The sequence below is a fragment of the Hoylesella nanceiensis DSM 19126 = JCM 15639 genome, assembly GCF_000379965.1.
GTDB classification, from domain to species: Bacteria; Bacteroidota; Bacteroidia; order Bacteroidales; family Bacteroidaceae; genus Prevotella; species Prevotella nanceiensis.
The window spans coordinates 25,430-50,020 of the sequence record NZ_KB904327.1 but is presented as its reverse complement, the minus strand read 5'-3'; the positions used below and the strand labels follow the sequence as shown (position 1 = coordinate 50,020).

Here is a 24,591-nt window from a genome sequence, read left to right as displayed (position 1 = left end):
TTACACTATCTCTCCATATAAATCGAATGCGTCGCTACTTGTTATTTTTACATTATAGAATGTACCAACACGCAAACGACGAGTTGCGGGGATAAGTATTTCTGGGTCAACTTCAGGAGAACAGAACTCACTTCTACCGATATAGTAGTCGCCTTCCTTTCTATCTATGACTGTAAGTAATACTTTTCCTACCTTTTCTTCTTCTATTTCAGAGCTAATCTCTTGTTGAAGTGCCATCAGTTCATCGAGTCTTCTCTGCTTTTCTTCTGCAGAAATCTCATCTTCATAATGACAAGCACTATATGTTCCCTCTTCTTCTGAATAAGCAAAAGCACCCATTCTCTCGAAACGAGTTTCACGAACAAAGTCTAAAAGCTCTTGAAAAGCTTCTTTTGTTTCACCTGGGTGTCCTACCATAAGAGTGGTTCTTAGGTGTATTCCAGGAACTGCTTCACGTATTTTCTTTATCAGGTTCAATGTTTCTTCTTTCGAAACATTGCGTTTCATCTTCGCAAGTACTGGATCAGAGATATGCTGTAGGGCGATATCTAAGTACTTACAAACATTTGGTTTACGTCGCATTACATCTAAAAGCTCGAGTGGAAACTCATTAGGATAAGCATAATGCAAGCGAATCCATTTCACTCCAGGTACATCTGCAATAGCTTCTATCAATTCTGCAACTTGTCTTCTGCCATCTAAATCAACTCCATAATAGGTTAACTCTTGGGCAATTATCTGTAATTCTTTAACTCCTTGCGCAACGAGTTCTTTTACTTCGTTGATAATTTCTTCTTTCTTTCGACTCTGATGCTTACCTGTCATTGCAGGAATTGCACAATAAGCACATTGTCTATTACAGCCTTCACTAATCTTAAGGTAGGCATAATGACGTGGAGTTGTTAAGTGTCTTTGGCCATCACACGATGGAACAAATGACTTTCCGAGATCTGCAAGCAGTTGTTTATAATTAAACTTACCATAGAACTTGTCTACTTGTGGCATCTCTGCTTCGAGCTCATCTTTATATCTTTGCGAAAGACAACCCATCACATACAATTTATTTAGGCGTCCTTCTTCTTTTGCTTGTATAAATTCTAATATCGTATTGATGCTCTCTTCTTTTGCACTTTCAATAAAACCGCAGGTGTTTATAACTGCGATCTCACCTTGTGGACGCTTTGCATCGTGTGTGCAATGATAGCCATTTGCCTCGAATTGTTTCATTAAGGTTTCGCTATCCACAAGATTTTTCGAGCATCCCATGGTTACGATATCTATCTGATTCTTCTTCATTTACTATTATCCTAAACTACAATATTTTTTTTGTATAATGTTTTTGTTTTTATTTCTTTACCGAAAGAAGGACTATTGGTTTTCGTTAAAGAGTGAATCAACGAACTGCTTTTTATTAAATAGCTGTAGATTTTCCATACCTTCGCCTAGTCCGATGTACTTAACAGGAACTTTTAATTGGTCTGAAATACCAATAACCACACCGCCCTTAGCTGTTCCATCGAGTTTTGTTATAGCCAAAGAGGTAATTTGTGTCACTGCAGAAAACTGCTTTGCTTGTTCAAAAGCGTTTTGACCTGTAGAGCCATCAAGTACCAATAATACCTCATCTGGAGCTGTTGGGAATACTTTTTTCATCACATCTTTAATCTTCTTCAACTCGTTCATCAAGCCAACTTTATTATGCAAACGACCTGCAGTGTCTATTAATACCACATCTGCATCATTTGCTTTGGCAGAAGAAAGCGTGTCGAAAGCTACTGAAGCGGGGTCTGCTCCCATCTGTTGTTTAACAACTGGCACACCAACTCGTTCGCCCCAAATAGATATTTGTTCAACTGCTGCAGCTCTAAAGGTGTCTGCTGCGCCTAAATATACTTTCTTTCCTGCTTTCTTAAACTGATAAGCTAGTTTACCAATGGTAGTAGTTTTACCCACTCCATTCACGCCAACTACAAGTATTACATATGGTTTACGATCGGAAGGAAGATCCCAAGAGTCGCTATCAAATGTGTTATTCTCAGTCAAGAGGGCTGAAATTTCTTCACGCAAGATTCCATTTAGCTCACTTGTTGATACATATTTATCTCGTGCTATGCGTTCTTCTATGCGCTCAATGATTTTCAAAGTGGTGTCAACACCAACATCAGAAGAAATCAAGATCTCTTCCAAACTATCAAGGACATCATCATCTACCTTAGATTTTCCAACGATTGCTTTAGCTAATTTACCAAAAACACTCTGCTTGGTCTTCTCTAATCCCTTATCTAATGTTTCTTTTTTATTCTTATTAAAAAATCCAAATATACCCATAGCTTATATCTTCTTTGTTACAATTTAAATTCTTTCTTAGCTATTATTCTCATGATTTATGCTAAAATCCTTACGTTTGCTTTGGCAAAACCCAATGTATCAAACTTTATTTTAAGAATATAGTGACCATTATAATGTGTTGCAAAGATACGCAAAAATGATGTAAAAAAGGCACGAACCATAAAGATTAATACTTTAATTTCACCTTAATATATTATATAAGCATCCTAAAAGGATTATAGATGACACATTTTGGGGTCACTAGGATCTCTTTTCTTTCCTTTTTAAGGCTCAGCATACATCTCTTTCTTAAATATAAAACAAAGTATAAATTAAAAAGAATAAATATTAAATTCAAAAATAATTGTTATTTTAACTCCATAAATCACACAAAAGTATTAATAATATTGAAATAAAACTTCTAATAATATCATTTTATAAAAAAGGCTATTAACTTTGCAAACGATTTCAGGAATTATGTCTCCAAGATAATAACGGAGATATTTTAAATGATAAAAGTAGAAGTTTAACAACGTATTTTTAATTTTTTAGAATAATTGTTTTTAGTATAACAGGCAATCGTGCCGAATATTTATTTAACATGAAAATGGAAAAGAAAAGTTATGTTAGCCCTCAATCAATAGTAGTTCTGGCTAATATCGAAAATCTCATGGACGATGGTTTCCATACTCACAGTGGTATTAATGGCTCTTTAACAGGTGGTGACGACATGGGTGACATAGAAGACTAATCTTCTAGAACCATTAATCCAAGTAATCAAGAAATTTAAGTTTAACAAAAGCGTAAAATTAAAACGTTCAATGAAAAAGTATTTATTATCGTGCATCGCATTCAGTGTGCTTTTATTTACTGGATGTGCAGACGAAAACATGCCTACAACAAGTACACAAAGTACTGAACCAGGCATAACTGTATCTATGGATTTGGCTGCTAATTTGGAAACTCCAAATTCACCAGAGGGAACTCGTGCAATCGGTTACAAGGGTAATGAAAATGCAGACCCAACAAAAAGTCATGGCTACCCCATTCCTTTAGGCATCTTTGACCAAAGAGGTATTGATGGAAAAGAAATTGCAGATGGAACAGAAGTTCCTGTTGTTTGTATCTTCAAGAGTACAGATAAAGACCAACCTGTTACAAGAGTTGTAACAAAGTGGACCTATAAAAAGGGCGGAAACCTTCGTTTAGCTCCTACTAGCACATTCGAAATGGAAGCAGGAACAGATCTTACAAAGGGTACCTGGTATGTTTGTGGTATCCTTGGTGGAGAGCAACTTCTTAAGATAGCAGAACCACAGGTGAAGTTCAATGGTTATTCAGAAGGTCACACAACTATCTCACAAGCTGGCAAAGAAGTAACATGGGGAGCTGATATTCCTTATTTATTTGGTTGGAGAAAGCTTGAAGCAAATGCTGCTAAGAAATCTTTTAAGGCAGACAAAGCGGTTCTATTTAAGCAATTCGGTACTATCGTTCGTCTAAGAGTTGAAAACAATACAGGTTTCGATTTCCAATACAATGGTGTTCGTATCATCACAAGTAACATTCTTCGTGGACAATTTGACCTTAAGGTTTTCGATAAGAAATATCATGATTTCCTTGCTAGCACTCTTAAGGACACACAAGATAGCGACGTTGCAAGTGCATCTTCAGAATCTTTCCAAAAGGCATTCCAAATGTTCAAGTTCTATCAACGTCCATCAAGTGATGCTGCCATGACAGGTGAGATCAAAGTATTTGGAAAATTCAATAAAGACTATGAACAAGAAAGCGATGCTACTAAGAAAGTAGACAACACTGCTCTTACATATTACGATCACATCTTCTTAAATCGTGCTTGGGACAAAGTTCTTAATGGTCAAAAAGCACCTAGCTACATCTATGTATGGATGGCTCCACAAACACAAGCTGTTAAGACATATCCTAACACTGCAGAAGGAAGTGGTACTCCAACAGTAGAACATGTTCAAAAGACTCAGTTCTTATTATTTGCTAAACCTTTAGATGGAGCAACATCTACACGTGCAAATAACGAGCCAGTTCCAACTTCAATCAATATGATTCCTGCTTACGGAACACTTAAGAGCTACCTTTCAGGTGCGAACTATGTAGCAAATGGTAAGGTAGTATTCGAGTATGCTCCTCTAAGCTACATCGCTAAACACGACAACTTTGGTACAGAAGCAGAAGTAGAAAGCACTTCAAATCAAACTACTACAGCAACAAATCGCTATGCATTTAGTCAGCTTAGCTCTGGTGCAATTCCAAGTGGTTACCAACTTGCAAGTAACTTACATTGGCGTACCATCTTTGCACAAGGACATGCATTCTCTGGTTTAAGAACAGGTGACTATTATGATATCACAAAACCTTTGAAGTTTACCTATTCTATCGGTTGCGTATCTTATGCACAAATGCCTAACGCAGGTTCACAACCTGTACGTGTGTTCCATACCTATAGCTCTGGTCAAAACTTACCTGCAACTAAACAAGGTCACATTGCTTATATGATAGGTATGTCTAAAAAGCCAAACTATATAACAGACGATACTGAAGGAAAAGTTTATTATGGAAGAACAAAACAACCAGCTGTTGACATGCCATCTGGAATGGCTAGAAGCGCAAGTGACAATACTAATTGGGTAAGTGACAATAAATATCAATATGTTATACGTTGGGAAGACCAAGACTATGCAAATGCTACAACAGGTAGAGCAGTTCTTACACAACGTTACTTAGGTCCTCGTTTCGTTCTTGATATGGACGATATCGCATATGAAGAGTTCTGGAATTTGAATCCAAATTCTGCAAACGAATATCCAGCCGATATCTCTAGAACCTTCCCACTAAGTGGTTACTACACATTCAATGATGTTCAATCTACCGATGCTGTATTCACAGGCAAGATTAAAGCATGGTTTATTAACAACAATAGTAAGGGAGTTAGTGCCCAATATTGGACAACCGACCCTGTATTATCAGGTGGTCGCTATGCGGCTTCAAACGCATTAACCTTCCCTTATGGCTACACTGAAGATAATTCTCATAGAGCACCTTACCAAAGTGTAACATTTAGACCAATTGATTATATCAATGGTATGAGTGGATTCTATTTCTATCTATATCCAGGTGTTCCAACCAACCAGCATTTATCTTCAAATGCTTCAGGCTATCAACAAAACTTGATAGAAAAAGCTCCAGTTCGTTTGTGGAGAACCACTCCAGCAAAAGACTAAGAGAGACAAATCTTTTATAACCTGAAAAGGTGATAAATATAAAAAGGCACAAAGCTAATTAACCAGCTTTGTGCCTTTTCTTTGTTTAAACATCAATGTAATAACAACGCAAATACATTGCTTTTACCTCATAATAGCATTGTTTTTATTTTGCAACAACAATGCTATTACGAAATGAAAAACTTATGCCTAAAAAGAAGATAACACCATTTAATTGCGATAAGAGCAACGATCTTCAAGAATATAAGTATTGTATCTTTAAATAAAAGAACATCACCAATAAACGAAAAGAACAACTATCACAAAGAGAATACCAATAACCTACAACCAACAATCACTTTATTTCTATCTCCTCAACACATATTCTCTCACACCACTCATTTCACACCATCAACAAATAACACACTCTTCGCCCCTCAACTCCTCCCCCTCGTTTGATAGTCCGAGTGCAAAAGTAGATTGAAAAGAAAGTCGTTGCAAGAAAGACGTGTATAGTTTGCCGTGTAGTAACCTTATTCGACAAAGCTAAGTATATGCATGTTATAACAAAAACAAAGGCTTATAAGGGATATAAATAACAAAAGCGATAAACAATCGGTGTTGTTTATCGCTTTTATGATGATGAGCTAATCTATTAATTATTAATTGATCCTCCAACAATATCAAGCAATTCATTTGTAATAGCTTGTTGTCTGCTTTTGTTATACTGCAAACTTAATCCTCTTAACAACTCATCTGCATTGTCGGTTGCTGTTTGCATTGCCACCATTCGGGCAGCATGTTCGCTGGCAACACTATCGAGCAAAGCAGTATAGAACATCAAATTAAGCTGTTTAGGGATAAGCGTTTCTAACACTGTAGACACACTTGGCTCAACAATAAAATTGTCATGATAAAGCACCTTTTCTTTTTTTGAACCTGAGCTGCGCTCTACCCTATGCTGCTTTAGATATTCTTGACTCTCGGCTGTTGCAAGAACTGATTTTAAATCTCGCTCTTCTTCTCTATTCACCTCTGTGGCTAAATCGATAGGAAGGAACGTTCTTTGAGTTAAAACCTGTGAACCTACACTCTCGAAATGATGATAAACGAGTTCTACTTTATCGAACTCTCCATCAATAAACTTCGCTGCAATGCTTTGAGAAAGGCGTTGGCAATCTTGTGCACTACCATTATCTATGAGCTGAGAGAAATCTCCCGCACATGTAACATTTAGCTTTTGAGCTTTATCGTATGCTTTTCTTCCTATGGGATAAACTACAATATTTTCTTTAGAAAGATGCGAATAGCTGTCTACAACGGCTTGCATCTTCTTAAGGACATTCATATTGAAGCCCCCACACAAAGGACTGTTAGACGAGAATACTACTAAAGCTACTCTTTTAATTGCTGTTCTTTCTTGGCAGAAAGGGCTCGACACGTCGGGAGAAGAAACTAAAAACGATTTTAGAATGTGCTCTAACATATTGTCGTAGGGCAACATGTTCTCTATCATTTGCTGAGCATGATGCAACTTAGAAGATGCAACCATTTTCATAGCACTCGTAATCTTACGGGTGTTATTGACGCTTGCTATTCTATTCTTAATTTCTTTCAGTGACGCCATAGCTTAGTTTTTATATTGTTGAGAGATGCTAGCCATTACCTCTTCGATAGCCTTTATAGCTTCGTCTGTCAACTCTCCTGCACCAAGAGATGCTAACACCGCTTGATGATTGTTGCGCATGGTTTCGAGGAAGAGGTCTTGACTCTCTCTGATTTGCTCTACAGGAATATCTTTCATCAATCCTTTTACACCACAATATAATATGGCAATCTGCTCGCCTACAGGCATAGGGCTGTATTGTGGCTGTATAAGTAGCTGATTGTTTTTACGTCCTCTGTCTAGAGTCATTGCGGTTACAGCGTCCATATCACTAGAGAATTTAGAGAAAGCCTCTAACTCACGATATTGAGCCATATCGATTTTAAGTGTTCCTGCCACTTTCTTCATACTCTTGATTTGCGCAGATCCACCTACACGAGATACAGAAATACCTACGTTAATAGCTGGTCGGAAACCTTGATTGAACAAGTCGCTCTCAAGATATATCTGTCCATCGGTAATTGAAATCACGTTAGTTGGAATGTAAGCTGAAACGTCTCCTGCCTGTGTTTCAATAACAGGAAGAGCGGTTAGCGATCCACCTCCTTTAACATGTCCCTTCATACACTCTGGAAGGTCGTTCATTTGCTCTGCCACTTCTTGTTGGTCGTTGATGCGTGCAGCACGCTCTAACAAACGAGAATGTAGGTAGAATACGTCTCCTGGATAAGCTTCACGACCTGAAGGACGACGAAGAATCAAACTCACCTCACGATAAGCAACAGCTTGTTTAGATAAATCATCGTACACAACAAGTGCAGAATGGCCTCTATCTCTAAAGTATTCGCCAATTGCAGCACCAGCAAATGGAGCGTAATATTGCATCGCAGCAGAATCTGCAGCAGTAGCAGCCACAACTATTGTGTAGGGCATTGCACCACGCTCTTTAAGGTTTTGCACAAGAGTTGCAACGGTTGAAGCCTTTTGTCCAATTGCTACATAGATACAATAAACGGGCTTTCCCTGTTCGTAGAAACTCTTTTGATTGAGAATAGTGTCGACAGCTATGGCTGTTTTACCTGTCTGACGGTCACCAATAATTAGCTCACGTTGTCCTCTACCGATTGGAATCATTGAATCGACAGACTTGATTCCTGTTTGAAGAGGTTCTTTAACAGGCTGACGATAGATAACTCCTGGCGCCTTTCTATCGAGTGGCATTTCGAAAGATTCGGTTAAATCGATATCTCCCTTGCCGTCAATTGCTTCTCCAAGTGGATTAATAACTCTTCCAAGCATATTGTCGTTTACTCGAATAGATGCAATGCGATGAGTACGTTTTACCGTTTGTCCTTCTTTGATACCTTCGGTAGAACCTAAAAGAATACATCCAACGTTGTCTTCTTCGAGGTTCATCACAATACCCATTGTTCCGTCTTCGAATTCAAGAAGTTCGCTCGCTTCGGCATTTCTTAAGCCATAAACACGTGCAACTCCGTCTCCAACAGTGAGCACTGTACCCACTTCATCGAACTTTGCAGAGTCTTCAAAGTCTTTCAATTGCTGAAGAAGAACTTCAGAAACTTCACTTGGCTTTATTTTATCTGACATCTTTTCTTTTTTATTTATTTACTAGGAATAGACAAAAAGTAAACCTCTAGCCTTTCAATGAAACTAAAAGTTTGTTGAGTTCGCTCTTTACACTGGCGTCCATTCGATAGGTGTCGTATTCTAATATGAATCCGCCAATAATCTCTGGATCAACCTTTGTTTCGAATTCAACTGTTCCGTTTGTCTTCTTCTTAATCATATCTGCCATCTTTTGCTCCATTTCGGGAGTTACTTCGGTAGCAGTTATGAGTTTACCACTTATGATGTTCTTGTCCTTACGATATAATGTGATATAAGAAGCGGCCATGAATTGGAGAAGATCTTCTCGTGATTCATTGAGTACAAGAGTTATGAAACGCTTTAGAATGGTTGGAACTTCATTTTGAAATACCGTTAAGAGCAATTGATTCTTCTGCCCTTTCGAAAGCGTAGGATTATTCATTGCTTCTCTTAAAGGCTTCACCTCGAGAAAAGCATTAAACAAAGATTGCATACAATTGTATACTTCTGTTTCGTTATTTGCCTCTTGAGCACCTTTTAAAAGCGCCAAAGCATAACGCACAGAAATAAGTCCTATATCCATATTACCTATTTAATATAATTATTTTTGAACAGAAACATCTTTCAGTATAGAATCAATTAAATCCATCTGACAATCAGAGTCAGATAATTTATTGTGAAGAATCTTCTCTGCAATCTGAACAGAAATAGATGCCACTTGTCCTTTTACGTCCTTAATGGCGTTCTGTTTCTCGTTAGCAATCTGCAAGCGAGCCTCCTCAATGATGCGATGAGCCTCTTCTCTTGCCTTTAATTGTGCTTCTTCAACAATCTTATCACGAGTTTCTGCAGCTTCTCTTAGAATACGAGCCTGCTTCTCTCTTGCCTCCTGGAGGATGGATTCACCTTCTTTCTTGATGTTGGCAAGCTTCTCATTTGCCTCGTGGGCTTTTTGTAAGCTTGCGTCTATGAATGCCTTACGCTCGTTTACCATTGCCGTAATTACAGGGAATCCTTTCTTTTTAAGGATTGTGAAGACAATGATAAAAACAACGGTCATCCAAAAGAACAAACCAAAATCCGGAGTTATTAATGACATACTTTATTTTTTAAGTTTCTGCTTTACAGCACAATGATTATACGAATAATGCAAGCAAGGCGATAATTACGGCGAAGAAAGCTACACCTTCTACTAGCGCTGCCGCAATAATCATTGCAGAACGAAGCTCGCCTATCTTTTCAGGTTGACGTGCCATTGCGTCCATTGCATTGCCACCAATCTTACCAATACCAATACCTGCACCGATTGCAGCTATACTTCCGCCAATAGCGGCACCCAATTTTGCAACAGCATCTGCTGCCAATAATAATGATAACATAATCTTTATTTTTTTAATTATTACTATTTATAAATTCTATTTTGATTCTTCATGCTCTGCATGTTGAATGTTTGATAACGAAATAAATACAGCACTTAACATTGTGAACACAAGCGCTTGAATGTAACATACAAGTAACTCGAGGAGCATCATAAATACACTCATTGCCACACTTGCTACTGTCATTAACGAACCTGCTGCTGAATTAATAGCAAACATAATAAATATGGTGCATGTTAACGATAGCGCAATGGCGTGTCCTGCAAGCATGTTGGCAAACAAACGGATCATCAATGCCAATGGTTTTGTTAAGATACTGAAGAATTCTATGAATGGCATTAAGGGCACGGGTACCTTTAACCATGTTGGAACATCAGGCCAAAATATTTCTTTCCAATATTCTTTTGTACCTGTTACATTGGTAACAATAAAGGTACAAAGAGCTAAAAAGAAGGTAATGGTGATGTTGCCTGTAACGTTTCCGCCTCCTGGTGGGAAAGGAATGATACCCATTAAATTCGATATAAAGATGAAGAAGAAACAAGTTAAGAGGTAAGGTGCATACTTATCTGCCTTCTCTCCTAGCGTTGCTTTTATCACATCGTCATATACCGACATAATAAACATGTGCATCAAACCCACAAATCCTTTTGGTGCAGGGTCTGATGGTTTGTGTTTCTTGCACCATTGTGCTGGAATTAAAATGCATAATAACATTACTATGGCATTTATGAAAAGCACAACGGCACTCTTTGTAAGTGAGATATCTAGCGGACGTACTTCTTTTCCATCAACTTGCTCACAAATCTTATCTTTATTTGATTCGCTTCCTGAGATATATAATCCGTAAGGGCCTTGACGATTGCCTTTAGAATCATGCTCCTCTGAAAATTGATTGCTAAGAAATACATGAAAACCTGTTGAACTCTTCACTATAATGGGAAGAGGCAACACCACAGGATGACCACCAATATCGGTTATATGCCATTCATATGAATCGTTAATATGTCCAAATAAGATCTCTTGTATATCTAACTTGCCGTCTTTTGAATGAGAACTAGCCGAAATAGGACTAATGCTCAACAGCAAAAATAAACTTAGACACAAGAGTCTTAGATGTGTTATATATTTATTCATCTTATTTTCTTTTGTTCGATTATTACGAAATAGCTCGTTTCAAAGATCATCATCACAAGATAATATACTGAGAAAACGGTCACAAAGCCAATAATAGCTTCTCTTTTATTATTCAGTAAACAATAGCTTAATATCACTAATGCTCCTAAAATAAATCGTAAGGCCATAAACACCAAATAGAACTTTGTAGTTGCTGAAGGTGCCTTTACGGTAACTACTCGCCAAGACTCTAAATAAGCTGTACTAAAAATGATTGAATAAACTGCCCCAACAAGAATGCCATGTATAAAGTTAAACTCCGAAAATACATTAGACAACAATAACAATAAAAGCGACAATCCTGCAATTATTCCTATTGAGATCTTTCTAAATCGAGAAGATACTTTATTTAAATTCCAATCAGACATATATCATCTATTACAACTCTACGCAGAGACGTACTTCGTTTTTTTGTACTTCAACAAAGCCTCCTGCTATTCTTTTTGTTTCTAGTTTACCGTCTCCTGTCTTAAAAGAGACTTCCCCTGGCTCTAAAGATGAGATGATTGGAGCATGGTTATTCAATATTTCAAAGGGTCCAAGTGTTCCTGGAACCATGACACTCTCTACAGAGTTATCGAATAATACTCCACTAGGAGAAACTATTTTTAAATTCAACATCACCTATTATATACTATGATTGTGCTTGTTCGATTAGCTTTTTACCCTTCTCTATTGCATCTTCAATTGTACCAACATTCAAGAAAGCTTGTTCTGGTAGGTGGTCAACCTCACCATCTAAGATCATGTTGAAGCCTTTAATTGTATCTTCAATAGGAACCATTACTCCCTTAATACCTGTAAACTGCTCTGCAACTGCAAATGGTTGAGACAAGAAACGTTGCACTCTACGAGCACGATTCACGACCAAACGGTCTTCATCTGATAATTCGTCCATACCAAGAATAGCAATAATATCTTGTAACTCTTTATATCTTTGTAGAATTTGCTTTACTCTTTGTGCACATTGATAATGTTCTTTACCTACAATTAATGGATCAAGAATACGAGAGGTACTGCCTAGTGGGTCTACTGCAGGATAAATACCAAGCTCTGTAATCTTTCTACTTAACTCTGTAGTTGCGTCTAAGTGAGTAAAGGTTGTTGCAGGAGCTGGGTCGGTTAAGTCGTCCGCAGGCACATAAACAGCTTGCACTGAGGTAATAGAACCATTCTTTGTTGAAGTAATACGCTCTTGCATTACACCCATTTCTGAAGCCAAAGTGGGTTGATATCCCACAGCAGATGGCATACGTCCTAATAGCGCTGACACCTCAGAACCTGCCTGAGTGAAACGGAAAATATTATCAATAAACAACATAATATCTGCTGCTTCTCCATCTTTTCCACCATGATCTCTAAATTCTTCAGCAACAGTTAGACCTGAAAGAGCAACTGAAGCACGTGCACCTGGTGGCTCATTCATCTGTCCATACACTAGAGTTGCCTGAGATTTCTTTAGTTCTTCTTTATCAACTAAAGACAAATCCCACTTGCCTTCCTCCATTGCTTTCTTGAATTTTTCACCATATTTGATTACTCCTGACTCGAGCATATCACGAATAAGGTCGTTTCCTTCACGGGTTCTTTCACCTACTCCAGCAAAAACTGAGTAGCCATTGTGACCCTTTGCGATATTATTAATGAGCTCCATGATAAGCACTGTCTTTCCAACTCCAGCACCTCCAAAGAGTCCAATCTTACCACCTTTCATATAAGGCTCTAGCAAATCGATCACCTTAATACCTGTAGCAAGCATCTCTTTCTTTGTAGATAGCTCTGAGAACTTTGGTGGTTCACGGTGTATTGGATATGCACCTTCCATGTTAAGGCTTTCCATTCCATCAATAGGCTTGCCAATAACATTAAGCATTCTACCCTTAATTTGCTCACCAGCAGGCATCACAATTGGCTTACCTGTTGGTATAACTTCTAGTCCTCGTTGCAAACCATCAGTATTATCCATAGCAACACATCTTACAGTATCTTCACCAATATGCTGCTGAACCTCAATAATTAGGTCTTCACCATTAGCACGTTTCAATGTTAATGCTTCGTGAATCTTTGGTAGAACTTTACCAACTTCTAAACCATCTACTTCAAAATGAACGTCAATAACCGGTCCAATAATCTGAGAGATGTGTCCTTTTATCTGTGACATATATAATATTTATTTTTCTATTTTACAACTCATCGAGTACGATGATATACAAAAGTAGCTTTTTTTTATGTAACCAAAGCAACAAAAGGCATTTTTCTAATGTTGCATTGGATTTATAACATACTTTTGCATATTAAATACTTAGCTCATCTAGAACGTTTATTAACTTTCTATCAAATGGCTTATCGCTACGTATTGCCTCAGACAATGGCACATAAACCACCTCGTTATTTCTTACACCTATCATCACATTGCGCTGTCCTTGCATAATTGCATCGATAGCACCAACGCCTGTTCTACTAGCCAAAATACGGTCGTGTGCAGTTGGACGACCACCTCTTTGTAAGTGACCTAAGATAGAAACACGCACATCATATTGTGGGAATTCATTACGAACACGATCTGCATAATACAAAGCTCCACATTTCTTGCTTTCAGAAACGATTACGATACAAGACTTTTTCGACTTACGTATACCACGTTCCATGAAGTTTGCCAACTGGTCTACATCGGTACTATCCTCAGGAATGATTGCAGCTTCGGCCCCACATGCTATCGCACTGTTCTGAGCTAAGAAGCCTGCGTCTCGTCCCATCACCTCAACAAAGAAGATTCTTTCATGACTTTGGGCTGTATCTCTAATTCTGTCGACGCACTCAACAATAGTATTTAGAGTTGTATCGTAACCAATTGTTGAATCAGTTCCATACAAGTCGTTGTCAATTGTACCTGGCAATCCAATACAACAAACATCGTATTCTCTTGCAAAGTTCATTGCACCTGTTAGCGAACCATTTCCTCCAATAACTACAAGAGCATCGATTCCATGCTTCACCATATTATTATATGCAGCCTCTTGACCTTCCTTTGTAAAGAAATCTTTAGAGCGAGCACTCTTTAAAATGGTACCTCCCGACATAATAATTCCACTCACATTCTCTGTGGTAAAATCTTTTATCTCGTCGTTTATCAGTCCTTCATAACCTCTATATATTCCTTTTATATTAAATCCATTACATATTCCGGCACGTGTCACTGCACGAATTGCAGCGTTCATACCTGGTGCATCACCTCCAGAAGTCAAAATTCCTATTGTATTTATCTTTGCCATAACTATACTATAAATATAATGTTAAATATAAAATTATCAATCCTAATATGCCACCTAACAAGGCATAACAACCTACATGCTTAAAATACCACCCTATTGAGATGTGCTCTGCTTTCATAAAAGCTATCCCACTTAAAGAGCTCACCATAAAAATATTACCGCCGACCTGCGCTCCATAGGCTATAACAGCCCAAGAAGAATCGTTTAATTCACGGAAAGGATTTATAGAAACATGCAGCATTGCCGTTACGAAGTTATCAAGAAACAAGCTCATTACAGTTGCAGAAACGCCTAATAACATTCTGTCATTAAAGAGAGAACCAAAGTTTTCTCTTACCAATACGAAGAATCCTGTCTCTTGAATAACGCCAAATGACAATATAATCCCCATCACAAAAAATATCATTTGAATCACACCATATTGCAAAACTCGTGGTATTCTGCGTTGGATCATATCATCAACGTTCATCAATTTTCTATTAAAAATCTCATTAATAATCCACAACAAAGAAAGCACGCACAATGCTCCTAAGAAAGGACTAAGCTTTGTTATATTGTGAAAAGTTGGAATAAACCAAAGTCCACCAATACCTAATAGCAACATTGCAAAGCGTTGCCATACGTTCAAATTAGTATCATCACCTCTGTAAGGCATTGAGAATGACAAATCTAAACGTTCTGGAAGCTCTCTACCTATCATAAATATAGGAAGAGCCCATGCAACCAAACAAGGTAAGATTAATAAAGATGAGAAAGAAGTAGCACTAACTAAACCTCCACTCCATAATACTAATCCAACAGGATCACCAATCACCGTAAAGATACCTCCACAGCTTGCAGATAAGAATATAGCTGAACCATAAAGCCATCTCAAGCGTCTGCTCGACAACAATTGATGCATAATGGTCAGCATCATCACCGTTGTTGTTAGATTATCTAAGTTGGCAGAGAGTAAAAAGGTGACAACAGATAAACTCCACAACAAAGTTTTACTATTTCTTGTTTTGAGAAATTTGATAAGGAAGTCAAAGCAACCATTATTATTTAAGATCTCAACAATGGTCATTGTTACCAACAGGAACAATACAACCTCTGCAGCCTTACCTACATAGTTAAGAAAGATATTTTGAGCAATATAATGCTTCACAGCAACACTGGTTGCCTTCGAACCTTCTAAAAAGCCTAGATAATCCAGTTGATGAAAACTCATTACATAATCGGTTCCATAGCAAATGTAAAGAACCCAACACACCGTCCCCATAAAAACTGCAATCGCAGCTTTATTAACATGGGTGAGATGCGCCGATGCAATCAGCAATAACCCCAGTAACAATATAACAATTATCACCAATGTCATAATAATGCAAAGGTAATAAAATATATCTATAATCAAAGTTTTTAAAGAGAAATATGACGTTTCTTTTTAACAATAAATAAGGTTACACATCTTTCTTCTCCCCTTTTATTACTAAGACAGCAGCCCCAGCAACAAAGCACTTGTTCAAATTCCGACAAAATCAATTGCTTTAAATCAAATAAAACACAAAAGCACATCACATCAATTACTTTTAACTATACATTATAATAGTATATTAATTATTTTTCTTACCTTTGCAAGGTTATAACAATTGTATCTAACAATTCATTTAATAACCAACAAGTTAGAAAGGCTAAGATATTTAGGATGAGACAATTAAAAATTCAAAAGAGTATTACCAATCGTTCTAGTGAAGCACTTGACAAGTACTTAGTAGAGATAGGTCGTGCCCCATTGATATCTATTGACGATGAAATTGAACTTGCACAAAAGATCAAAAAAGGTGGTCCTGAAGGCGAACGAGCAAAAGACAAGCTTGTAACGGCAAATCTTCGCTTTGTCGTTTCGGTTGCAAAGCAATATCAACATCAAGGTTTAACCCTCACTGACCTTATCGATGAAGGCAATATTGGTTTGATTAAAGCAGCTCAAAAGTTCGACGAGACACGTGGATTTAAGTTCATTTCTTACGCAGTTTGGTGGATTCGTCAAAGTATCTTACAAGCCATAGCAGAACAAAGTAGAATTGTTCGTTTACCCTTAAATCAGGTTGGTTCGCTTAACAAGATTAATCATGAGATTAACAAGTTCGAGCAAGAGAATCAACGACACCCTTCTGTTTCTGAGCTTTCTGATGCCACAAACATCGACGAAGAGAAGATAGGACAGAGCTTAATGGCCGATGGTCACCACGTAAGTATCGACGCACCATTCCAAGATGGCGAAGATAATTGTATGTTAGACGTGATGCCTTCGAGCGATGATAGCCGCACCGACCGTCAAGTAGACCATGAGTCTATGGCACAAGAGCTTGAAGCAGTTCTCAACAAAGTATTAAAAGACAGAGAAATAACCATCATTCGTGAATGCTTTGGTATAGGCTGTCATGAGAAAGGTCTTGAAGAAATTGGAGATCAACTCGGCTTAACTAGAGAACGTGTTAGACAGATTCGTGAAAAGAGTATTGCAAAACTAAGAGACAGCGGTAATGCTAAAATATTAATGAAATACCTAGGTTAAACTCAACCTACATTATTTCTAGTGCAAGAGTACACAACATTTATTTTATGTTGCGTACTCTTTTTCTTTACCTTAAGTCCTAAATTAAATTCTACCTCATCTCCATTCACTTTCTAACACAAGCAATATCCTTCTTCTTGTCTTTACAACTTTGTATTTATTTTTTCTTCTATATTCAGATTTTACAACACAAATTCTAAGAAGTCAATATTTTATTTTACTCAATTTGAGCAAAAACTAAAATAAGAAAGTTGGTTATTGTGTAAATAATAATAAAAACTTTCATATTTTAGTTATTTTATTTATATTTGCAACATAATTAGTTTGTTCAACTATTAGTTATTATTTATTCTATAAAACTTAGACAACAAGAAGAAAAAATGAAGACATTCGTATTGAATTTATTAGCTTGCGCATGTGTATTTTCAAGTTATGCACAAGACATAAAAGTGAAGAAAGGCCAAATTATGATAGACAATAACGTTGTTGCATCTATCAAAGAAGAGAAGAACGGCTATCTCTTTTCAAATCCAGATGGTTCACCTGTCATCACCGTTTACATTACATCATATACCAAAGGAAAGGTACAAACTCCCGACCAATGGCTGATTTGCACCTCACCAGACGGCAAAACATTTGAATTACCCAACCCTAAAGATCGCTTACTACTCTCTTTCAATAAGGTTTATACACACAAACTATTCGACAGCAATCCTCAACTTCTCACCACAAATGGATTAGATAAGAACACTATAGCTAAGCTTTTTGAAGAAGGCTCCCACCCTTTCTCACACAAATGGGATAGCATTTATAATCAACTTAAAGACGAAGAAAAGAAAGAAGAAGAGCTTATTACGAACAAGACTTTCGTTATTAACAATGCAGGAGAAATCATTAGCAATAAGAATATCATAGGAAAAGTATTCGTAAACAAGCAAACAATGGGTAGTTCTACCTATTACATTAAGGATGCAAAAGGTAATCAAATAGCGAAGTTAGAAACTCCTTCATGGACAGGAAGCAGTAATTTCAGTCCAATTACCACTTGCGATAATAATCGCTTGATGTTTTTAGAATATAAATCTGCACCCCAATTGTCTGCAGACAACGCAGCTCTTCACCTCGTTGCAAAGCTCCTTTCACAAGGATATCCACTTGGAGATATGACCGAAGATATTAAAGATCGCTTAGAAAACAATGCTAAAAGAAAAGAGCAACAAGCCCTCAACCTAGAAAAGCAAGAAGTGAAAGCGGCGATGGAAGCATCTGTTAATATTTATAATACACCAGGAAAAGTCGTTCTTAAAGATGGAACCACAGCCGAAGGAGCTATTACAATCCTCTTTGAATCTATCGAAAAGAAAATGGGAAGAGGCGTAAGTGGTATCATAGATCTCGACGCTCCAGCCTTAGGAACAACAGCATTACTAGCTCAAACAGATGCCAATGGAAATAAAACAGAAAAGAAGTATAAAGCATCTGAAGGTATAATGATCCACTTTAACAATAGAAGTTTCTTAGGAAGTAAAGGTTCTAAAGACGGAGTATTAAACAATGTAGGCGGAAGTTCATCACTAAACATCGGAACTCGTCGTTCTCAATTCTTCGAAGTACTTTACAATGATGGCAAAGAAAACTTTATTTTGCAACATCCTTTAGATAAAGGTGAACTCTATTTAAAGCTCAAGAACAAAGAAGAAGCAATTTATCTTGGTAATAAAGCATTGCTAGGTTCACGTAGCGAGAAGTCAAAAGCAAAGCTTACAACTGAATATTTACAATGTCCTTCGATAGATGCGACTAAATATGACACCACAACAATTGATGGATTAAAGCAGCTAATTACCGACTATTGCAAAGCTTGTGGCAAGTAAGAAGCAACACTTGTAAGGATTATTTCAATATCAAAATAAGTTGATTACAAATAAATCGAAATACTAAATAGTTTGAGGTAAGAATGAACAGATATACAAAAAGTTCATTCTTGCTTTCTTTATATACCCTTTCTATAATACATTCCCCAACCAATAACAATACAGCTCCCACCATTTATACTATAAGTACGCAGAAATATCAATCCTTTTTCTCTGCAGGAGCAATATACCTATCCCATTCTGACAATATTCTTTGATTCTTTTCTTTCGCAGTTTCCATCTTTTTATGCTTTTGTGGAATCAGTTTCAACATCCAATAGATAAACGCCAAAGGGTTAAAACCACTACTTGGAGATAGCGCAAGCTCTTGTTCCATTTTATTTTTAAAAGGCTTTATCTTCATCTTTGGATACTTACCATACACTACTACCCCTGGAAGGATAAGAGCATTAGTGGGATATTGAATACTTCTTAAAATAGTATCCGACACAACTGGTGCTTCTTTCGCTTTGATACTATCAATCTTTTCATCGGCATATAAGCCCAATGCCAGACATAAAAAGAAACAGATCAATAGATGTTCTTTATTAGGTGTAATGCAATCAAAGTTTTTCATTATACTTTTAGTACTTAATGGTTATAGTATTGTCTGGAACAAATATAAATAAAAGCATCTGAATACCACTCCATTAGAGACTTATTTTGTAGTTTTTTAATCAAATAAGGTTGAAAGTAAAGTCTTAAAATCTACTCTATTTATTCTACAAAAGGAATGAAGCCTTGCAACTACCCCCTCTCTTTTAAAACAAAAAAATGAGACATTGCACCTATTAAGCATACAACATCTCATTCTATATCAAACATTTTCAGACTAGTTAGATGGTTCTATCACTATTATAACAGCCTATTCTCTTCTACCTTTTGTCCTATTTATTTATCATAGCTTTTTAATAGCGACTCACATGCATCCTCAATTAAATCAAGAGCATAATCAAAGTCAGATATTCCGCCATAATATGGATCTGGAATAATATCTTGATTAGGGTGAGAAGTCATATAATCAGCCAACATTTCCACCTTACTTAAAGCCTCATCATTAGGTGCTTTAGTCTTCAAAGCTTTGTAATTCTCATGATCCATAATAAGGATTTTATCAAATTTATCAAAGTCTTCTATTTGAAACTGACGTGCATGAGAATTAAAGTTATATCCTCTTAGCGATCCACGTTTCCGCATTCGCTCATCAGGAAGCTGCCCTATGTGCCACCCTCCTATTCCTGCTGAGTCTATTTCAAACTCATTCTCACGTCCACTTTGTTGCACAAAGGCTTTCATAACACCTTCTGCAGCTGGACTTCTACATATATTTCCTAAACAAACAAAGAGTAATTTATTCTTTTCCATCGTCGTTAAATAATTGATTTTCTGTTTCTTTTAAAGGAGAAAGAGACGACTCTTTCACTCCAAGTTCTTTTATTTCATTTGCTTTTTGAACAACACTTTGTCTACCTGTATAAGCCTTTTTATAAGCTTCATCATAGCTTCCTTTAAGGTTATCTATTGCTGTTCCCACTTTGTCAAATCGCTTTATAAAATCACCTACACGCTTTAATAATTCTTCTGCCAAAGCAAACACCCGCTTTTGGTTTTCTGTTTGATGGAATTGTCGCCACGACATTTGAATCATTTTCAACACCGCTAATAGGTTTTGTTGACTTGTTATAAACACTTGTTTATCAAAAGCCTCACCCCATAGCTTAGGTTCTTTTGCCAAAGCAAGTTGCAATGCCCCTTCGTTAGGTACAAACATAATAACAAAGTCTACAGCTGTTCTGTTCTTTGCAATATATCTACTATAATCTTTCTTTGCCAAATCGTTTGCCTGATTGCGAATACTTCTAACCAAATCGGCAGCATATTGTGCTTTAGCAGCATCGGTTTCGGCATTCATATAGTTATAGTATGCCTCAATAGACATTTTAGAATCGATGATGATATCTTCGTTATTGGGATAATGAAGAATAACATCTGGAATCATTTTCTTTCCACTATCTTCATTAATAATGGCATTTCCTTTTCTATCTGTAATGGTTTGTTGAATATCATAATCAACACCTCGCTGCAAACCTTGCGACTCAAGGATATCAATCAACATTCTTTCGCCCCACTTTCCTTGCTCTTTATTTCCACCTTTAATTACATTTGTAAGGCGATTAGCCGTTTCGTCTATTTTAAGCGTATGCAAAGCCATTGTTTTAAGTTGCTCTGATAGTGCCGAAGTAGAACGAGCTGTTTCTGTATTGGTATGCTTTATTGCTTGCTGAAGCTGGTCTAAATTCTGCAGAAGAGGCTTTGTTATCAGCTCTAAAGCCTCGTTATTAGTAGCTTTAAGCTTCTCTCCTGTCGACTCTAACACTTTTGTTGCCAAGTTAGAGAACTGTTCTTTCAGCGTTTTTATCTGCTCTTCAAATTGCTCTTGGCGCAATAATGCCTCTTTAGAGTTTTGATTGCGTTCTGAAGTGAGTTGTGTTAATGCACGTTCTAAATCCACCTTAGCAGCCACCAACTCATCGTTTAGTTGATCTCTACTTGCATTTAGTTCTCGCAATTCACGCTCTTTTTCCTCCAATTGCAGTTTTGTTTGCTCGTAGGTCTGCTTCAAAAGCAACTCACCACTTTGCATATCTTTCACTTTCACTAAGTTATAAAAATGCATAACAACTGCTCCCACGCACAAGCCTACTAATATATATACTATTTCCATTGTGTTTTTATTTTCTTATTCATTATAATTCCTTGTACCAAACCACGCACACCTAAGAACACAAGCATTGCAAGCCATAAGCCATGATTGCCTAATAAGGTTGCTGTTGAGATGGATACAACGAAGAAAAGACATGCTGCAACAAACGAAGATATAAGCATTCCTCGTGTTTCTGTTATGCCTATAAAGATGCCATCGTACACAAATGCAGCAATACCAACGATAGGAATCATTGCAGCCCATATCATATAATCTTTTGCTGCCAACACAACTTGCTCCTCATTGGTGATGATCGACAAGAAAGGAAGCCCCAAAACAAGATATAATAAGGTGAAAATAAGAGCTAAACCGATGCCCCATTTAAACAGACTAGTGTATATTTCATTGAACACCTTTATGTTCTTTGCTCCATAATATCTACCGCTTAAAGCCTCACCAGCATAGGCAAAGCCATCGGAGATATAAGAGAAAATGGTATAGAAGGTCATCAACAAGGTATTAGCAGATAAGATTAAATCGCCCTGTCGAGTTCCTCTTGCTACAAAAAAGAGATTTACAAGCACCAAGAAAAGGGTGCGCAAGAAGATGTCTCTATTGACATTAAAGAAGCGTTTAAGTTCTTCTTTATTCCATAAATTATTGAAAGAAAGGTATTTTCTTAATTTAGAATAGTGCAAAAAGAGTAGCCCTACTGACACAAAGAACGACAACCATTGAGATATTAGCGTTCCAAGAGCCACGCCTGCAATATCCATTTTAAAAACAAAGACAAACAAAAGACTTGCTAAGATGTTCACTATATTTTGAAAAATGGCTACAAACATGGGAATTTTTGTATTTTGAACGCCTACAAACCAGCCGTTTAATACATAGTGACCGAGCGTTGCAGGTGCACCCCAAATACAGATATTGAAATAGATTTCTACAAAGGTTGCAACACTATTAGAGGGCTCCATCATCTTCAAAGCACCCCACAAAACTCCCTGTTGCATTGCAATGAGCAGCAATGAGATTGAGGTTGCAATAAAAAAGGCTCTTAAAAGCACTTTCAACACTTCGTGAAAGTTTCTTTTTCCCAATGCTTGTGCGGTTAAACCACTTGTTCCCATACGCAAAAAGCCTAACAACCAATATTGAACATTAAAGATAGTGGTTGCCACTGCCACTGCTCCTATCAAGGCGATGTTATTAAGGTGCCCCACAATAGCAAGGTCTACAAGACCTAAAAGCGGAACTGTTATATTGGAAATGATTGAAGGAAGGGCAAGATTTAGTATCTGTTTGTTTCGAATATTCATATCTTTTCAAAAGAAAACATCAATGCTTTGCGTCTTAAAAGAAGTTCTAATACGGCCTATCTCTTCTTTGTGAATGCATTGAGTTTATCGAGTTGAATAACTAAATTATCTGTATCGAGATAATAACGCATCTTTGTTTTCTCGGGGAAAGTGCAATACAAAACACCATCATTATAAAAGAATGTACCTTCAGAACTTAGATCTTCGATGCTTTCGATGATGGTGTTGCCTTTGATTTTTAAGGTAATCACTCCATAATCGGTTGTAGCTCGCCATATTCCTTGAATCCAAGCGGGTGGCTTTTGGGGCTTTATGCCATTAAATCCCACTGTGTCGGCAGCCGAAGAAAATGCGTTGTCTTTCACAACTTTGAGTGAATCGTATTGCAAATCGTTTACATATTTCGATGCTTCTGTAAACTGATTGTTATTTTCTCCAAATAAAAAGCCTTTAAAAAGATATAAACAACCAAGCACTAAAACGATTACAAAAGCCACAACACCAATCACTTTTCCTTTGCCTTCATTATCATTCAAAGGACGAGTGACATAGTTCTTGGGTAAACGTTCAATTCTATTGGGTCGTAATTGAGGTGCTTTTGGAGTGTAAACTGATTGCTTTTGAGGTGCAATAGCATTGCTTTCATCATGCTTTTGCACTGCTTTTACTTCCTCTTTTGTATATTCTTGATTTTCAGTGGATACATCATTCAAAACGGGTTCCTTTACCTCTTCGGGCTGAGCAAGTGCTTCTTGTATCACATCCTCATCGAGAACATGACTAAAAGGAAATCCGCATCGAGGACAAGCTGTTGTTATTTCTGTTGCTCCACGATGTACTTCTGTATCAAATCGGAATCTACATTTAGGACATTTTACTTCTATTTCCATCTAACACATCTATCTTTTATCGAGCTACTACTCTAATCTTACAACTGCTTTTTGAGTTGTTTTCCACACGCCATCAACAAAAATGGCTTGTCCTTCTTCAACAGTTACTATTCGTTGAGGCATTCTTACCTTCGAATCTATCAGCTTACACACTGGTTTTACAAACTGAGAAGTGCTGATTAGCAATGTTGCAAGAGCGTCATTCGATTCTAATACACGGAAAGTTCCTGTTTTAGAATCCTGTGTTTCTAATACATACAAGCTCTTCCCCACATGCTCTTCGCTTGAGAAAGTACTGAAAGAACCATCTTGAAGCGGTGCATCGAGGTATAACTTGCTTACTTTTTGAGGAGCTTTTGCTATCGTATGTTCCTTATTTGAAGCAGAGATTTCAGGCTTTCCCTGAGTCTTTTGAAATTGAGCTATTGTGCTTTTTAATTCGCCATAATCAGCTAATAAAGCCTCTAAAGACGCTACTTTTGTTTCTAAAGCCTCTATTCTCTTTACTAATTCTTCGGTTGTAAAACCCAATGAATTATTCTCTTCGTCTTTATTTTCTTGTTCCGAACGGAATATTTTTGAAAACATTATCTCGTTAAT

Annotated in this window: 23 protein-coding genes; 4 read left to right on the top strand and 19 right to left on the bottom strand. The window is 37.1% G+C overall.

The window, feature by feature from the left end; genetic code table 11:
• Window positions 1-1,296, bottom strand: a complete 1,296-nt coding sequence (rimO, locus tag A3GM_RS0100220; protein WP_018361374.1) for a 30S ribosomal protein S12 methylthiotransferase RimO — start codon at window positions 1,294-1,296, stop codon at window positions 1-3.
• Between the two features lie 72 nt (window positions 1,297-1,368).
• On the bottom strand, window positions 1,369-2,328 hold the full coding sequence (gene ftsY, locus A3GM_RS0100215; protein WP_018361373.1) for a signal recognition particle-docking protein FtsY: 960 nt from the start codon (window positions 2,326-2,328) through the stop codon (window positions 1,369-1,371).
• A 607-nt stretch (window positions 2,329-2,935) separates the two neighbouring features.
• Between ftsY and A3GM_RS11480 the strand changes: the two genes are divergently transcribed.
• Together A3GM_RS11480 and A3GM_RS0100205 are read left to right on the top strand one after the other, a co-directional pair.
• Window positions 2,936-3,079 carry a hypothetical protein gene (locus A3GM_RS11480; protein ID WP_018361372.1) on the top strand — a complete coding sequence of 48 codons (144 nt, stop codon included), beginning with the start codon at window positions 2,936-2,938 and terminating at the stop codon, window positions 3,077-3,079.
• Between the two features lie 70 nt (window positions 3,080-3,149).
• A complete protein-coding gene (locus A3GM_RS0100205) occupies window positions 3,150-5,585 on the top strand; it encodes a hypothetical protein (protein ID WP_018361371.1) in 2,436 nt (811 codons plus the stop codon).
• Window positions 5,586-6,219: 634 nt separating this feature from the next.
• On the opposite strand, the gene A3GM_RS0100200 is transcribed toward A3GM_RS0100205, so the two are convergent.
• The 11 genes from A3GM_RS0100200 to A3GM_RS0100150 form a co-directional block, all read right to left on the bottom strand.
• Window positions 6,220-7,191, bottom strand: coding sequence for a F0F1 ATP synthase subunit gamma (locus tag A3GM_RS0100200; RefSeq protein WP_025829776.1), 972 nt, complete (start codon window positions 7,189-7,191; stop codon window positions 6,220-6,222).
• Window positions 7,192-7,194: 3 nt separating this feature from the next.
• Window positions 7,195-8,781 carry a F0F1 ATP synthase subunit alpha gene (gene atpA, locus A3GM_RS0100195; protein ID WP_018361369.1) on the bottom strand — a complete coding sequence of 529 codons (1,587 nt, stop codon included), beginning with the start codon at window positions 8,779-8,781 and terminating at the stop codon, window positions 7,195-7,197.
• A gap of 46 nt (window positions 8,782-8,827) precedes the next feature.
• The gene (locus A3GM_RS0100190) at window positions 8,828-9,364 is read right to left on the bottom strand and encodes a F0F1 ATP synthase subunit delta (protein ID WP_018361368.1); all 537 of its coding nucleotides are present in this window, start codon (window positions 9,362-9,364) and stop codon (window positions 8,828-8,830) included.
• An 18-nt stretch (window positions 9,365-9,382) separates the two neighbouring features.
• Complete coding sequence (gene atpF / locus A3GM_RS0100185) at window positions 9,383-9,880, bottom strand: F0F1 ATP synthase subunit B (protein ID WP_018361367.1); 498 nt, start codon at window positions 9,878-9,880, stop codon at window positions 9,383-9,385.
• 37 nt (window positions 9,881-9,917) lie between these two features.
• Window positions 9,918-10,160 (bottom strand): ATP synthase F0 subunit C, encoded by a 243-nt coding sequence (gene atpE / locus A3GM_RS0100180; RefSeq protein WP_009227448.1) that lies wholly within the window; start codon window positions 10,158-10,160, stop codon window positions 9,918-9,920.
• A gap of 36 nt (window positions 10,161-10,196) precedes the next feature.
• Window positions 10,197-11,297, bottom strand: a complete 1,101-nt coding sequence (gene atpB / locus A3GM_RS0100175) for a F0F1 ATP synthase subunit A (RefSeq protein ID WP_018361366.1) — start codon at window positions 11,295-11,297, stop codon at window positions 10,197-10,199.
• Entirely contained in the window at window positions 11,294-11,704 is a 411-nt protein-coding gene (locus A3GM_RS0100170) for a hypothetical protein (protein WP_018361365.1), read from the bottom strand. Before A3GM_RS0100170 ends, atpB begins: the two co-directional genes overlap by 4 nt.
• Before the next feature lie 10 nt (window positions 11,705-11,714).
• Window positions 11,715-11,957 carry an ATP synthase F1 subunit epsilon gene (atpC, locus tag A3GM_RS0100165; protein WP_018361364.1) on the bottom strand — a complete coding sequence of 81 codons (243 nt, stop codon included), beginning with the start codon at window positions 11,955-11,957 and terminating at the stop codon, window positions 11,715-11,717.
• Between the two features lie 13 nt (window positions 11,958-11,970).
• Entirely contained in the window at window positions 11,971-13,497 is a 1,527-nt protein-coding gene (atpD, locus tag A3GM_RS0100160; protein WP_018361363.1) for a F0F1 ATP synthase subunit beta, read from the bottom strand.
• Window positions 13,498-13,630: 133 nt separating this feature from the next.
• Entirely contained in the window at window positions 13,631-14,608 is a 978-nt protein-coding gene (gene pfkA / locus A3GM_RS0100155) for a 6-phosphofructokinase (RefSeq protein ID WP_018361362.1), read from the bottom strand.
• A gap of 7 nt (window positions 14,609-14,615) precedes the next feature.
• Window positions 14,616-15,965 carry an SLC13 family permease gene (locus A3GM_RS0100150; protein ID WP_025829779.1) on the bottom strand — a complete coding sequence of 450 codons (1,350 nt, stop codon included), beginning with the start codon at window positions 15,963-15,965 and terminating at the stop codon, window positions 14,616-14,618.
• 327 nt (window positions 15,966-16,292) lie between these two features.
• Between A3GM_RS0100150 and A3GM_RS0100145 the strand changes: the two genes are divergently transcribed.
• Together A3GM_RS0100145 and A3GM_RS0100140 are read left to right on the top strand one after the other, a co-directional pair.
• Window positions 16,293-17,165, top strand: coding sequence for a sigma-70 family RNA polymerase sigma factor (locus A3GM_RS0100145; protein ID WP_009227455.1), 873 nt, complete (start codon window positions 16,293-16,295; stop codon window positions 17,163-17,165).
• A 380-nt stretch (window positions 17,166-17,545) separates the two neighbouring features.
• Window positions 17,546-19,039 carry a hypothetical protein gene (locus A3GM_RS0100140; RefSeq protein WP_018361360.1) on the top strand — a complete coding sequence of 498 codons (1,494 nt, stop codon included), beginning with the start codon at window positions 17,546-17,548 and terminating at the stop codon, window positions 19,037-19,039.
• Window positions 19,040-19,238: 199 nt separating this feature from the next.
• Here A3GM_RS0100140 and A3GM_RS0100135 read toward each other — a convergent pair whose 3' ends face one another.
• The 6 genes from A3GM_RS0100135 to A3GM_RS0100110 form a co-directional block, all read right to left on the bottom strand.
• The gene (locus tag A3GM_RS0100135; RefSeq protein WP_018361359.1) at window positions 19,239-19,655 is read right to left on the bottom strand and encodes a hypothetical protein; all 417 of its coding nucleotides are present in this window, start codon (window positions 19,653-19,655) and stop codon (window positions 19,239-19,241) included.
• A 314-nt stretch (window positions 19,656-19,969) separates the two neighbouring features.
• Window positions 19,970-20,443 carry a low molecular weight protein-tyrosine-phosphatase gene (locus tag A3GM_RS0100130; RefSeq protein ID WP_018361358.1) on the bottom strand — a complete coding sequence of 158 codons (474 nt, stop codon included), beginning with the start codon at window positions 20,441-20,443 and terminating at the stop codon, window positions 19,970-19,972.
• Window positions 20,430-21,803 carry a DNA recombination protein RmuC gene (locus A3GM_RS0100125; RefSeq protein ID WP_018361357.1) on the bottom strand — a complete coding sequence of 458 codons (1,374 nt, stop codon included), beginning with the start codon at window positions 21,801-21,803 and terminating at the stop codon, window positions 20,430-20,432. The genes A3GM_RS0100130 and A3GM_RS0100125 overlap by 14 nt, the downstream gene beginning before the upstream one ends.
• Window positions 21,794-23,101, bottom strand: a complete 1,308-nt coding sequence (locus A3GM_RS0100120; RefSeq protein WP_018361356.1) for an MATE family efflux transporter — start codon at window positions 23,099-23,101, stop codon at window positions 21,794-21,796. The genes A3GM_RS0100125 and A3GM_RS0100120 overlap by 10 nt, the downstream gene beginning before the upstream one ends.
• 56 nt (window positions 23,102-23,157) lie before the next feature.
• The gene (locus A3GM_RS0100115; RefSeq protein ID WP_018361355.1) at window positions 23,158-23,991 is read right to left on the bottom strand and encodes an FmdB family zinc ribbon protein; all 834 of its coding nucleotides are present in this window, start codon (window positions 23,989-23,991) and stop codon (window positions 23,158-23,160) included.
• Between the two features lie 27 nt (window positions 23,992-24,018).
• Window positions 24,019-24,579 (bottom strand): hypothetical protein, encoded by a 561-nt coding sequence (locus tag A3GM_RS0100110; RefSeq protein ID WP_018361354.1) that lies wholly within the window; start codon window positions 24,577-24,579, stop codon window positions 24,019-24,021.
• Window positions 24,580-24,591: the final 12 nt, after the last annotated feature.